The 13189-nt window shown below is 72.1% G+C and carries 12 protein-coding genes and 1 pseudogene; 1 reads left to right on the top strand and 12 read right to left on the bottom strand.

All coding sequences use genetic code 11. The features are described from left to right. The 12 genes from D1825_RS03665 to D1825_RS03720 all read right to left on the bottom strand — a co-directional run. A partial coding sequence (locus tag D1825_RS03665) for an NADH-quinone oxidoreductase subunit J (protein ID WP_118766116.1) occupies positions 1 to 424 on the bottom strand: 424 nt, incomplete at its 3' end. Beyond that, complete coding sequence (gene nuoI, locus D1825_RS03670; RefSeq protein ID WP_118766127.1) at positions 421 to 1110, bottom strand: NADH-quinone oxidoreductase subunit NuoI; 690 nt, start codon at positions 1108 to 1110, stop codon at positions 421 to 423. The genes nuoI and D1825_RS03665, both read right to left, overlap by 4 nt. 130 nt (positions 1111 to 1240) lie before the next feature. Continuing rightward, on the bottom strand, positions 1241 to 2587 hold the full coding sequence (gene nuoH / locus D1825_RS03675) for an NADH-quinone oxidoreductase subunit NuoH (protein WP_118766117.1): 1347 nt from the start codon (positions 2585 to 2587) through the stop codon (positions 1241 to 1243). Then, on the bottom strand, positions 2587 to 5148 hold the full coding sequence (locus D1825_RS03680) for an NADH-quinone oxidoreductase subunit G (protein WP_118766118.1): 2562 nt from the start codon (positions 5146 to 5148) through the stop codon (positions 2587 to 2589). The genes nuoH and D1825_RS03680 overlap by 1 nt, the downstream gene beginning before the upstream one ends. Continuing rightward, on the bottom strand, positions 5145 to 6476 hold the full coding sequence (nuoF, locus tag D1825_RS03685; protein WP_118766119.1) for an NADH-quinone oxidoreductase subunit NuoF: 1332 nt from the start codon (positions 6474 to 6476) through the stop codon (positions 5145 to 5147). Before nuoF ends, D1825_RS03680 begins: the two co-directional genes overlap by 4 nt. After that, positions 6476 to 7342, bottom strand: coding sequence for an NADH-quinone oxidoreductase subunit NuoE (gene nuoE, locus D1825_RS03690; RefSeq protein ID WP_118766120.1), 867 nt, complete (start codon positions 7340 to 7342; stop codon positions 6476 to 6478). The genes nuoF and nuoE overlap by 1 nt, the downstream gene beginning before the upstream one ends. Then, positions 7342 to 8676, bottom strand: a complete 1335-nt coding sequence (locus D1825_RS03695; protein WP_118766121.1) for an NADH-quinone oxidoreductase subunit D — start codon at positions 8674 to 8676, stop codon at positions 7342 to 7344. Before D1825_RS03695 ends, nuoE begins: the two co-directional genes overlap by 1 nt. Then, positions 8673 to 9449 (bottom strand): NADH-quinone oxidoreductase subunit C, encoded by a 777-nt coding sequence (locus D1825_RS03700; protein ID WP_118766122.1) that lies wholly within the window; start codon positions 9447 to 9449, stop codon positions 8673 to 8675. Before D1825_RS03700 ends, D1825_RS03695 begins: the two co-directional genes overlap by 4 nt. After that, a complete protein-coding gene (locus D1825_RS03705; RefSeq protein WP_118766123.1) occupies positions 9446 to 9997 on the bottom strand; it encodes a NuoB/complex I 20 kDa subunit family protein in 552 nt (183 codons plus the stop codon). Before D1825_RS03705 ends, D1825_RS03700 begins: the two co-directional genes overlap by 4 nt. Before the next feature lie 37 nt (positions 9998 to 10034). Beyond that, positions 10035 to 10397, bottom strand: coding sequence for an NADH-quinone oxidoreductase subunit A (locus tag D1825_RS03710; protein WP_118766124.1), 363 nt, complete (start codon positions 10395 to 10397; stop codon positions 10035 to 10037). Positions 10398 to 10437: 40 nt separating this feature from the next. Next, entirely contained in the window at positions 10438 to 11733 is a 1296-nt protein-coding gene (locus tag D1825_RS03715; RefSeq protein ID WP_118766125.1) for a geranylgeranyl reductase family protein, read from the bottom strand. A 240-nt stretch (positions 11734 to 11973) separates the two neighbouring features. Beyond that, positions 11974 to 12669 (bottom strand): demethylmenaquinone methyltransferase, encoded by a 696-nt coding sequence (locus D1825_RS03720; RefSeq protein ID WP_118766126.1) that lies wholly within the window; start codon positions 12667 to 12669, stop codon positions 11974 to 11976. 260 nt (positions 12670 to 12929) lie between these two features. On the opposite strand from D1825_RS03720, the pseudogene D1825_RS03725 reads away from it, so the two are divergent. After that, a pseudogene (locus D1825_RS03725) lies at positions 12930 to 13189 on the top strand (isochorismate synthase); the annotation flags it as partial.

The raw sequence follows: 13189 nt of genomic DNA on the forward strand, positions 1-13189 counted from the left end.
CGTTCGCCTCGTCGAGACCCACCGGGTCGGGGTAGATCGCTGTACCGAGGACGCCGGCGAGCACCGCGGCCAGGCCCAGCCCGGCGATCCAGCCCGCCCAGCGCTGCCCGCGGATGGTCTCGACGAGCGAGTCCGACGCACCGACGCCGACGAGCATGAGCACGAAGAGGAACAGCATCATGATCGCGCCGGTGTAGACGACCACCTGGACCACGCCGAGGAACACCGCGCCCTGCGCGACGTACATGAACGCGAGCGAGATCATCACGACGATGAGCGACAGGGCCGCGTGCACGGCCTTGCGGGCGAACAGCAGCCCGAGCGCGGCGAGCACCATGACCGGGGCGAGGACCCAGAACAGTGCCTCCTCGGCGCCCGACGTCTGGGTGCCGCCCGCCAGCGCGGTGTGCAGGACGGTGCTCATCGGCTGCCCTGCTTGTTCGCGGCCGCCACGAGGCGGGCCATCTCGGCGGCCGTCGTCGCTGCGTCGCTCAGCTGGACGTTGGCGGCGTCGACGCCCTCGCCCTCCGGCAGCGTCGGGTCGTCGGGCCGGTGCTCGCGCACCCAGGCCTGCTGCGCCTCCGTCGGGCCCGTGACCTCGCCGCGGTAGTACTCGGTGTCGGTCGTGCCCTCGACCATCGGGTGGGGAGCGGCGAGCATCCCGCTGCGCAGCGGCGCGAGCAGGTCCTGCTTCTCCCAGATCATCCCGGTGCGCGTGGGGCCCGCGAGCTCGTACTCGTTGGTCATGGTCAGCGCGCGCGTGGGGCACGCCTCGATGCACAGGCCGCAGAAGATGCAGCGCAGGTAGTTGATCTGGTAGACCGCGCCGTACCGCTCGCCGGGCGAGCGCTGGTTGTCGGGCGTGTTGTCCGCGCCCTCGACGTAGATCGCGTCGGCCGGGCAGGCCCACGCGCACAGCTCGCAGCCGATGCACTTCTCGAGGCCGTCCGCGTACCGGTTGAGCTGGTGGCGGCCGTGGTAGCGCGGCTTGGCCGGCACCTTCTCCGAGGGGTACTCCTCGGTGACCGTCGGCCGGAACATGTTCGACAGCGTCACGCCGAACCCGCCCGCGGGGGCGAGGAAGCCCCGCACGCCGCCGGCCGGCTTCATGAGCGGCTCGTAGCTCACGGGCGCGCCGACGTCCCCGACGGGCGACCGCTTCTCGACGTCGCGCGACTCCGCCTTCGGCGCGGGCTTCGCCGCCGTGCGGGCGACCTGCTTGCCCGTTGCCTTGCGAGGCTCAGCCACCGTGCACCTCCGGGTCGGTCGTGGTCGTGTCGGGGGTCTCGCTCGTCGTCGACCCGACGAGCGCGGCCTGCGCGCGGCGCTGCGCACGCGGCGACGCGGGCAGCACCTGGCCGGGCATCGGGGGCACCGGGTACCCGCCCGCGTACGGGTCGAAGACCTCGGGCTCGGTCGGTGGTGGTGCCACGGGCTTCTTCTTCTCCGGTATCAGCAGGCTGACGACGACGAACAGCCCGAGCACGCCAGCCACGACGAACAGCGCGGTCCGGTCGATGTGCCAGAACGTGCGCAGCCCCTGCACCAGGGCGACGAGCACGACCCACACGAGCGCCGCCGGGATGAGCCGCTTCCAGCCGATGTTCATGAACTGGTCGTACCGGAAGCGCAGCACCGAGCCACGGACCCAGACGAAGAAGAACATGACGGCCCAGAGCTTGACGAGGAACCACAGCACCGGCCACCAGCCGGTGTTGAACATCCCGTCGTTGATCGCCGAGATCGGCCACGGCGCGCGCCAGCCGCCGAGGAACAGCGTCGTCGCGACGGCCGAGACGTTGAGCATGTTGATGTACTCCGCGAGGAAGAACCAGGCGAACTTCATCGACGAGTACTCGGTCATGTAGCCCGAGACGAGCTCGCCCTCGGCCTCCGGCAGGTCGAACGGCAGGCGGTTGGTCTCGCCGACCATCGAGATGACGTAGATGACGAAGGCCGGCAGCAGCGGCAGCACCCACCAGATGGTGTGCTGCGAGCTGACGATCTGCGACGTCGACATCGAGCCGGCCAGCAGGAACACGCTCACGAGCGACAGGCCCATCGCGAGCTCGTAGGAGATGACCTGCGCGGTGGAGCGGACCGAGCCGAGCAGCGGGTACGTCGAGTTGGACGCCCAGCCGCCGAGCACGATGCCGTACACGCCGACGGACGCGCAGGCCAGGATGTAGAGCACCGCCACCGGGAAGTCGGTGAGCTGCAGCGGGGTGTCGTGGCCGAACAGGTTCACCGACGGGCCCAGCGGGATCACGGCGAACGTGAGCAGCGAGCAGAACACGGCGATCATCGGCGCGACGACGTAGACGATCTTGTCCGCCGCGGTGACGGTCATGTCCTCCTTGAACAGGAGCTTCATGGCGTCGGCGAGCGACTGCAGCAGGCCGAACGGGCCGTGCACGTTGGGGCCGGGGCGCACCTGCATGCGCGCGACGACCTTGCGCTCGAACCAGATCGCGAAGAGCACGCTGGTGAGCAGGAACACGATGATGACGACGGCCTTGATGACCCAGAGCCACCAGGTGTCGTCGCTGAAGTCCGCCGTGACGGGCGCGACCGCGGCTGTGAACATCACGCCACCTCCGTGCTTCCTGCGGCGACGCGGACGAGGTCGCCCGCATCGGCGTGCAGCGTGTCCCGGACCGCGGAGCCCGGCGCGTTCGTCGGCAGCCAGACCACGTGGTCCGGCATGTCCGTCACGGCGACCGGCAGCGTGATCGTGCCGGCGTCGGTGCTCACCGCGAGCGCGCCGCCGTCGGCGACCCCCGCGGCTGCGGCGGTCCCGGCCGAGATGCGCGCGACCGGCCGCTTGGCCGTGCCCGCGAGGTGCTGCTCGCCCGTCTGCAGGCGGCCGTTGTCGAGCAGCTGGTGCCAGGTGGCCAGCACCGCGGTGCCGGGGGCGACCGCGGGCGGCTCGTCGGCGCCCACCGCGGGTGCCGCGGCACGGGCGCCGTCCCAGCCGCCGATCTGGTCGAGCTCGGCGTGCACCTCGGCCAGGCTGCCGAGGCCGAGCACCACGCCCAGCTCGTCGGCCAGGCGGTCGAGGACACGGTGGTCGGGCAGCGCGTGCGAGACGAGCGCCTGCGGGAACGGCCGCGGACGGCCCTCCCACGTGACGAACGTGCCGCCGCGCTCCACCGGGGGCGCGACGGGCAGGACGACGTCCGCGCGGTCGGTCACCTCCGAGGCGCGCACCTCGAGCGAGACGAGGAAGCCCACCCGGTCCAGCGCGTCGCGGGCCAGGGCGGGGTCGGGCAGGTCGGCAGGCTCGAGGCCGCCGACGAGCAGGCCGCCCAGGCTCCCGTCGCGCGCACCGGCGACGATCGCGCCCGTGCTGCGGCCAGGAGCAGACGGCAGCGCGTCGACGTCCCACGCCGCGGCCAGGTCCACGCGCGCCGCGCTGTCGGCGACGGTCCGGCCGCCGGGCAGCACGCTCGGCAGGAGCCCGGCCTCGACCGCACCGCGCTCCCCCGCACGCCGCGGCACCCACGCCAGGCGGGCGCCCGTGCGCTCGGCGAGCGCGAGCACGGCGGTGAACCCGCCCGGGACGGACGCGAGCCGCTCGCCGACGAGGATCACCGCGTTCTCGGCACCCAGCAGGCCGGCCGTCGCCCCGAGCTCGTCGGGGGCCCCTGCGGTGATGCCGTCGAGCACCTCCGCCTCGGTGCCGGGTGCGGCGGCCAGGAGCGTGCCCGAGAGCCGCTCGAGCCCGCGGCTCGCGAGCGCGGCCACGGAGACCACGCGGGCGCGGTGGTGCACGACGGCCTGGCGCAGCCGCAGGAACAGGATGCCGGCCTCCTCCTCGGGCTCGAGCCCGACGAGCAGCACGGCGGGCGCGCGGTCGAGGTCGCCGAACGTCACCTCGAGGGTGCGGCCGGCCACGCGGTGCGCGAGGAAGGCCTCCTCCTCGTCCGAGTGCGGACGGGCGCGGCCGTCGACGTCGTTGGTGCCGAGCACCACGCGGGCGAACTTGGCGTACGCGTAGGCGTCCTCGAGCGTGAGCCGGCCGCCGGGCAGCACGCCCACGGCGCCGGCCGCGCGCAGGCCCGCGGCCGCGGCGCCGAGCGCCTCGACCCAGCTCGCGGGCACGAGCTCGCCGCGGGTGCCGTCGTCGGTGCGCTCGCGCACCAGGGGCGTCGTGATGCGGTCCGGGGCGGACTGCCACGTGAACGCGAAGCGGTCCTTGTCGCTGATCCACTCCTGGTTCACGGCCGGGTCGTCGCCGGCCAGGCGACGGAGCACGACGCCGCGGCGGTGGTCGATGCGGATCGCCGAGCCGTTGGAGTCGTGCTCGGAGATGCCGGGCGTGGAGACCAGGTCGAACGGGCGCGAGCGGAACCGGTAGGCCGCGCTGGTCAGCGCGCCGACCGGGCAGATCTGCACGGTGTTGCCCGAGAAGTAGGAGGCGAACGGCTTGCCGCTCGTGTCGAGCGTCGAGGCGCCAGTCGGCAGGTCGCCCGCGAAGCCCAGGACGTCGGTGTCGAACGTGCCGATCTGCTGGCTGGCACCGCGCTTCTGCAGGTCGATGAACGTGTCGCCCGCGATCTCCTCCGAGAACCGGGTGCAGCGCTGGCACAGGATGCAGCGCTCACGGTCGAGCAGGATCTGCGTCGAGATCGCGATCGGCTTGGCGAACGTGCGCTTGACGTCGACGAACCGCGCGCTCGCGCGGCCGTTGCTCATCGCCTGGTTCTGCAGCGGGCACTCGCCGCCCTTGTCGCACACCGGGCAGTCGAGCGGGTGGTTGATGAGCAGCAGCTCCATCACGCCGTGCTGGGCCTTGTCGGCCTCGGCGGACGTGTGCTGGGTCTTGACCTCCATGCCGGGGGTCGCCTCGAGCGTGCAGGACGCCTGCGGCTTGGGCATCTTCGCGAGCTTGCCGTCGCGGCCCGGGGCCCAGACCTCGACGAGGCACTGGCGGCACGCGCCGGCGGGCGCCAGCAGCGGGTGGTCGCAGAACCGCGGGATCTGGATGCCCAGCTCCTCGGCGGCACGGATGACGAGCGTGCCCTTGGGCGCGGACGTCTCGATGCCGTCGATGCTGAACGTCACGGTCTCGACGTCGGTCGGGGCCGCGGGCGCAGGAGCGGCCGGGACCAGGGACGTGGCCGGGTTGGACGATGTGATCGTCATGCGTGCACCCCCGCGAGAGCCTTGCGCGGCTTGTAGTCGAACAGCGCGCTGCGCTCCGGCGGGAACAGCACGTCGGCCGGCGTGTGGCAGCCGGCCTCGAACTCCTCCCGGAAGTACTGCACCGCGCTCGTGATCGGGCTCGTCGCGCCGTCACCCAGCGCGCAGAACGCGCGGCCCAGGATGTTGTCGCACAGGTCGAGCAGCAGGTCGATGTCGGCCGGCGTGCCCTGCCCGCGCTCGATGCGCTGCAGCACCTGGGCGAGCCAGAACGTGCCCTCGCGGCAGGGCGTGCACTTGCCGCAGGACTCGTGCTTGTAGAACTCGGTCCACCGCGTCACCGCGCGGACCACCGAGGTGGTCTCGTCGAAGATCTGCAACGCGCGCGTACCGAGCATCGAGCCCGCCGCGCCCACCGACTCGTAGTCGAGCGGCACGTCGAGGTGCTCGGCGGTGAAGATCGGGGTCGACGAGCCGCCGGGGGTCCAGAACTTCAGCGCGCGACCGCCGCGCATCCCGCCGGCCATGTCGAGCAGCTCGCGCAGCGTGATGCCGAGCGGCGCCTCGTACTGGCCGGGGTTGGTGACGTGGCCGGACAGGCTGAACAGCCCGTGGCCCGTGGAGCGCTCGGTGCCCATCGACTTGAACCAGTCCGCGCCGCCCACGACGATCCCGGGGACCGACGCGATCGACTCCACGTTGTTGACCACGGTGGGCCGCGCGTAGAGGCCCGCCACGGCGGGGAACGGGGGCTTGAGCCGCGGCTGCCCGCGCAGGCCCTCGAGCGAGTCGAGCAGCGCGGTCTCCTCGCCGCAGATGTACGCGCCCGCCCCGGCGTGCACCGTGATCTCCAGGTCGTACCCGGAGCCGAGGATGTCGGTGCCGACGTAGCCGGCCGCGCGCGCCTCCTCGACGGCCTTGAGCAGGCGGCGGTAGACGTGCAGCACCTCGCCGCGCACGTAGATGAACGCGTGGTGGCAGCCGATCGCGTACGACGTGATGATCACGCCCTCGATCAGGTGCTGCGGGCTGGCCATCATGAGCGGGATGTCCTTGCAGGTGCCCGGCTCGGACTCGTCGGCGTTGACGACGAGGTAGCGCGGGCCGCCGTCGGGCGCGGGCAGGAAGCCCCACTTCATGCCCGTCGGGAAGCCTGCACCGCCGCGGCCGCGCAGGCCGGACTCCTTGACCATCGTGACGACGTCGGGCGCCTGCATCTCCAGGGCTCGACGCAGGCCGCGGTAGCCGCCGTTGGCCTCGTAGGTCTCGAGGGCCCACGAGCGGTCAGCGTCCCAGAAGGCGCTCAGCACCGGCGCCAGGGTCGTGGCCATCAGGACTCCTTCGCGTCGGTCGAAGCCTGCTTCTTCTGCTCGGCCTCGGCCGAGACGTCGCCGCCGGTCGTCGCCGGGCGGTCGGCGCTGGACTGCTCCTCGCCGGGCTGCGGCTGGTGCGTCGCGCCACCCGTCCCCGCCTCGCTCGTCGCGCTCGACCGGTCACCGTCGAAGGACGGCGCCTCCCAGCCCTTCTCGCGCGCCAGCTTCGTGCCGATCACCGTCGGCCCACCGGCCCCGACGCCCTCGTCGGCCCGGCCGTCGTCGAACCCGGCCAGCACGCGGGACATCGCCTTGAACGACGTCACCGAGTCCGCGCCGCGCGTCGGCGCCACGGGCCGGCCCGCGCGCAGGGCGTCGGTGAGCCCGGCCGCCGAGTCCGGCGTCTGGTTGTCGAAGAACTCCCAGTTGACCATCACCACGGGGGCGTAGTCGCAGGCCGCGTTGCACTCGATGCGCTCGAGCGTGATCGCGCCGTCGTCGGTCGTCTCGTCGTGGCCCACGCCGAGGTGGTCCGAGAGGTGCTCCCAGATCGCGTCGCCGCCCATGACGGCGCACAGCGTGTTGGTGCACACGCCCACGGTGTACTCGCCGTTGGGGTGGCGCTTGTACTGCGTGTAGAACGTCGCGACCGCGGAGACCTCGGCCGTGCTCAGCCCGAGCGTCGACGCGCAGAACGCGATGCCGCGGGGGCTGACGTAGCCGTCCTCCGACTGCACCAGGTGCAGCATCGGCAGCAGCGCCGAGCGCTCCTGGGGGTAGCGGGCGATGATCGCCGCGGAGTCCGCGGCGAGACGAGCGCGCGTCTCGTCGTCGTACGCGGTCCGGTGCGTCTGGCCGGGCGTCCTTCCAGCTTCGACCGACATCAGCGGTCCACCCCTCCCAGCACCGGGTCGAGGGACGCGACGGCGACGACGACGTCGGCCACCTGCCCGCCCTCGCACATGATCGACGTGGCCTGCAGGTTGTTGAAGCTCGGGTCGCGGAAGTGCGCGCGGTAGGGCCGCGTGCCGCCGTCCGAGACGAGGTGCACGCCCAGCTCGCCGCGCGGGTGCTCGACCGTCTGGAACACCTGGCCGGCGGGGACCCGGAAGCCCTCGGTCACCAGCTTGAAGTGGTGGATGAGCGACTCCATCGAGGTGCCCATGATCTCGCGGATGTGGTCGAGCGAGTTGCCCATGCCGTCCGTGCCGATCGCGAGCTGCGCGGGCCAGGCGATCTTCTTGTCCTCGACCATGACCGGCCCCGCGTTCTTGTCGAGGCGGTCCAGCGCCTGCTCGACGATGCGCACGGACTGGTGGATCTCCTCCATGCGCAGCACGATCCGCGCCCAGGAGTCCGCGTCCGTGGCCGTCGGGACGTCGAAGTCGTACGTCTCGTACCCGCAGTACGGGTCGGTCTTGCGCACGTCGTACGGCAGCCCCGCGCTGCGCAGCACCGGGCCGGTGATGCCCAGGCCCATGCAGCCGGACAGGCCCAGGTAGCCGACGCCCTTGGTCCGCAGGTGCAGGATCGGGTTGGCCAGCATGAGCTCCTCGAGCTGGGCCAGGTAGTGCTTGACGTTGACCAGCGCGTCCCGCGTCGCCTGGACCGCACCCGGGGGCAGGTCCTGCGCAACGCCGCCGGGGCGGATGTACGCGTGGTTCATGCGCAGGCCGGAGATGAGCTCGAAGATCCGCAGGATCTCCTCGCGGGCCGTGAACCCGACCGTCATGATCGTCGTCGCGCCCAGCTCGTTGCCGCCCGTGGCCAGGCACACGAGGTGGGAGGTGATGCGGTTGAGCTCCATCATCAGGACCCGGATCACCGACGCCCGCTCGGGGATGTCGTCCGTGATGCCGAGCAGCTTCTCCACCGCGAGGCAGTACGCCGCCTCCTGGAACAGCGGGGCGACGTAGTCCATGCGGGTGCAGAACGTCACGCCCTGGGTCCAGGTGCGGAACTCCATGTTCTTCTCGATGCCGGTGTGCAGGTAGCCGATGCCCGCGCGGGCCTCGGTGACCGTCTCGCCGTCGATCTCGAGCATGAGCCGCAGCACGCCGTGCGTGGAGGGGTGCTGGGGCCCCATGTTGACGACGATGCGCTCCTCGCCGAGGCGGGCGGCCTCCTCGGCGATCTGCGACCAGTCGCCGCCGGACGCCTCGAACAGCGGCAGGTCCTCGTCGTCGACGATCTTGGCGGTCGAGTGCGTGGTGCTCATGAGTAGGACCTCCGCTGGTCCGCGGGCGGGATGGTCGCGCCCTTGTACTCGACGGGGATGCCGCCGAGGGGGTAGTCCTTGCGCTGCGGGTGCCCGGGCCAGTCGTCGGGCATCTCGATCCGGGCCAGGCCGGGGTGGCCGTCGAAGATCAGGCCGAAGAAGTCGAACGTCTCGCGCTCGTGCCAGTCGTTCGCCGGGTAGACACCCGTGGTCGAGGGGATGTGCGGGTCTTCGTCGGACGCCGCGACCTCGAGCCGCAGCCGACGGCCGTGCGTGACCGAGACCAGCTGGTAGACCGCGTGCAGCTCGCGGCCGTGCTCGTGCGGGTAGTGCACGCCGCTCACGCCCAGGCTGAGCTCGAAGCGCAGGTCCTGGTCGTCGCGCAGCGCCTGGGCGACCTCGACGAGGTGCGCCTTGGCGACGTGGAGCGTGAGCTCGTCGCGGTCGACGACCACGTACTCGACGGCGCTCGCGTAGCCGGTGCCGGACTCGTCGAGCACCTCGGTGAGGATGTCGACGACCTCGTCGAACCAGCCCCCGTACGGGCGCTCGGACGGGCCGGGCAGCGCGATCGTCGTGACCAGGCCGCCGTAGCCCGAGGTGTCGCCCGTGCCGTGCGCGCCGAACAGTCCGCGACGGACGTCGACGACCTCGAACGCGGTGCGGCCGGTGTGCTGCGAGCCGGCCTCGAGGGCCGCCTTGCTCGTGTCCTGCGCGCCGGTGGTGGCGTCGCCGGGCTTGGCTGCCGCGGCTGCGTCCTGCTTCTCGCTCATCGCAGCAGGCCCGTCATGTGCGAGGTGGGGGTCGCGGCGAGCGCGGCGGCCTCGGCGGCGGCAGCGGCCTCCTGGCGGTTGACGCCCAGCGGCTCGTTCTGGATCTGGTCGTGCAGCGTGAGGATCGCGTTGATGAGCATCTCGGGCCGCGGCGGGCAGCCGGGCAGGTAGATGTCGACGGGCACGATGTGGTCGACGCCCTGGACGATCGCGTAGTTGTTGAACATGCCGCCGCTGCTCGCGCACACGCCCATCGAGAGCACCCACTTGGGCTCGCTCATCTGGTCGTAGACCTGGCGCACGACCGGGGCCATCTTCTGGCTCACCCGGCCCGCGACGATCATCAGGTCGGCCTGGCGCGGCGAGGCGCGGAAGACCTCCATGCCGATCCGGGACAGGTCGTAGCGCGGCGCACCCGCGGCCATCATCTCGATGGCGCAGCAGGCCAGGCCGAACGTCACCGGCCAGAGCGAGCCCTTGCGGAAGTAGCCGACCAGGTCCTCGATCGTCGTCAGCAGGAAGCCCGACGGTGCCTCTTCGATGCCCATGCTCAGGCCGTCCTTCCGGTCGGTGCCGTGCAGATGTTCAGTCCCACTCGAGCCCACCGCGCTTCCACTCGTACACGAACGGGATCGTGATGAGGACGAGGAACATGAGCATCGCGACGAGGCCGAACGCGGCCAGGGTCTCGAAGCTCACGGCCCACGGGTAGAGGAAGACGACCTCGATGTCGAAGACGATGAAGGTCATCGCGACGAGGTAGTACTTGATCGGGAACCGGCCGCCGCCGATGGCGTGGGGCGTCGGCTCGATGCCGCACTCGTACGCCTCGAGCTTGGCGCGGTTGTACCGCTTGGGGCCGACGACGGCGCTCGCGCTCACGCCGCCGATGGTCAGCACCGCAGCGATGCCCATGAGGATGAGCAGCGGGACGTACGGATTGCTCATCGCGCGTCACTCCACTTCGTCGTGGTGGTGCTTCGGGGGGTCATGCTGCCGGTGCGATCCTGGCGAGGGCCGCGATCGTCCGGTCCACCACGTCGCCGCCCCGCGGCTCGTAGCAGTCGGACAGGAGCTTGAGCACGAACTTCATGAGCAGCGGCCGCGGCAGTCCGTGCCGCGTGCAGATCCTCATGATCTCCGGGTGCTCGATCAGCCGCACGAAGAGCCGGCCGAGCGTGTAGTACCCGCCCAGGTCGTCCTTCATGCGCCGCTCGTAGGTGGCGAACGCCCGCTCGCGTCCGGCCACGGTGCCGCGGGCCAGGCCCTGGGCGATCGCGTCGGCGGCGACGCGACCGGCCTGCAGGCCGTAGGCGATGCCCTCGCCGTTGAACGGGCTGATCATCCCGGCGGCGTCGCCGGCGAGCATCAGGCCGTTGCCGTACAGCGGGCCGCGGTTGAAGCCCATCGGCAGCGCGGCGCCGCGGACGGGGCCGATCTGGTTCTCGGGCGTGAACTCCCACTCGGCGGGAGCGTTGCGCATCCAGGCCGCGAACAGCGCCTTGTAGTCGACCTTCGTCGCGGCGGCGGTCGAGCTCACCGAGCCGAGGCCGACGTTGGCCGTGCCGTCGCCGAGGGAGAAGATCCAGCCGTAGCCCGGCATGAGGTTGGAGCGGCCGGGCTCGCCGTCCCAGAGCTCGAGGTGCGACTCCATCCACGGGTCGTCGTGGCGAGGGGTCGTGAAGTAGGTGCGGACGGCGACGCCCATGGGCCGGTCGTCGCGCTTCTGCAGGCCCATGCCGGTGGCGAGGCGCGCGCTCACGCCGTCGGCCGCGATCACGACGGGTGCGCGGTAGACGACGTCGTCGCCGGCCCGCTTGCCGGCCTCGTCGACCGGGCGTGCCGTGACGCCGAGGATCCGGCCCGTGCGCTCGTCGCGCACCGGGCCGGTGACGCTCGTGCGCTCGTGGACCTTGGCGCCCGCGGAGCGTGCGTGCTCGACGAGCGTGTGGTCGAACGACATGCGCGACTTCGCCAGCCCGTACGAGGGGTAGCTGGAGATCTCCGGCCAGGCCATCTCGATGCGGTGGCCGCCGCCGAGGACGCGCAGCCCCTTGTTCCGGATCCAGCCGTCCTGCTCACGGATGGGCAGCCCCATGCGCACGAGCTCGGCGACCGCGCGCGGCGTCAGGCCGTCGCCGCAGATCTTGTCCCGGGGGAAGGAGGCCTTGTCGAGGAGCAGCACGTCCAGGCCCGCGGAGGCGCAGTGGAAGGCGGCGCCGGCCCCGGCGGGACCCGCGCCGACGACGATGACGTCTGCGTCATCTGTCGCAATGTCCACCACGGGTGACCCCACTTGTGACGTTGTTCACTATCGGCTCCGGCGAGCATAACCACGAGTTCTGAGGCTGTCTGCGAAGGTATGGCTAACCTCATCCGGCGGGGTGAAGAACGGCCCGTGATCTGGGGCTCCGCATTCCGGGCGCGCCCGCTCCGACCGCCCCACGAACACGGCGATCCGGGGTCCGTTCTACTCCTCGCGAGCCGCCGTCGCACTCTCGTCGGGCGGCTTCTCAGCCCGTGCTCAGGCGGGCTTGGTCCCCCGGTGCAGGGCGACGATGCCGCCCGACAGGTTGCGGAACGCCACGTGCGCCCAGCCGGAGCGCTTGATGAGGATCCCGAGCTCGCGCTGGTCCGGCCACTCGCGGATCGACTCGGCGAGGTAGACGTAGGCGTCGGGCTCCTTGGAGACCGCGCGCGCCACGGGCGGCAGCGCGCGCATGAGGTAGCCCGTGTAGATCGCGCGGAACGGCTTGAACGTGGGCCGCGAGAACTCGCAGATCACCAGGCGGCCACCCGGCTTCGTCACGCGCAGGAGCTCCGCGAGCGCCGCGGGGACGTCCGGCACGTTGCGCAGCCCGAACGACATCGTGACCGCGTCGAAGGACTCGTCGGCGAAGGGGAGCCGCAGCGCGTCGCCCGCGACGAACGGCAGGTCCGGGCGGCGGCGCTTGCCGACCCCGAGCATGCCCTCGGACAGGTCGCACGGCAGGACGTGCACGCCCTTGTCGGCGAGCGGCTCGGCCGACGTGCCGGTGCCGGCCGCGAGGTCGAGCACCGTCTCGCCCCGCTGCGCGTCGAGCGCGGCGAGCGTCGCCTTGCGCCACTGGCGGTCCTGGCCGAGCGAGATGACGTCGTTCGTGCGGTCGTAACGGTGCGCCACGGCGTCGAACATCGCGGCGACCTCTTGCGGGTCCTTGTCCAGGCTGGCGCGAGACATGCCCCCATCGTCGCAGGTCCCCCGCCCCGCACCGAACTCCCCGCGCCCACCCCACCCCTCCCCTCTCCGCGCCCACCCCCTCGCGAGCGCGGGTCAGGCGGACCGAGCGCGGGTCGCGCGCCACGCGCGCTCGCGCCGTACGACCCGCGCTCGGCGAGGCAGGAGGCCCGTGAGCGCCTGTGGGCGGGCTGAGGAGGGGTGGTGCGTGTCACGGGAGCGCGGCCGGTGCGGTGCCCGGAGCGGGCATACGCTGGATCGTGATGAGCACGCTGACCTCCGCGGACGACGTGCCGCAGCCGCTCGTCGTCCGGACCGTCGCCCTCGACGGCCTCGGCACCGACGACGCGACCACCCCCGACCCGGCCGACCTGCTCGGCCTGCTGCCCGCCGACGCCCCGCTGGCGTGGGTGCGGCGCGGCGACGGTCTGGTGGGCTGGGGCGAGGCCCTGCGCGTCGAGGTCGCCGGGCCGACGAGGTTCGCCGACGCCGAGCGCGCGTGGCGCGAGGTCCTGGCCCGCGC

It is taken from the genome of Cellulomonas rhizosphaerae, assembly GCF_003470205.1.
Classification (GTDB): Bacteria; Actinomycetota; Actinomycetes; order Actinomycetales; family Cellulomonadaceae; genus Cellulomonas; species Cellulomonas rhizosphaerae.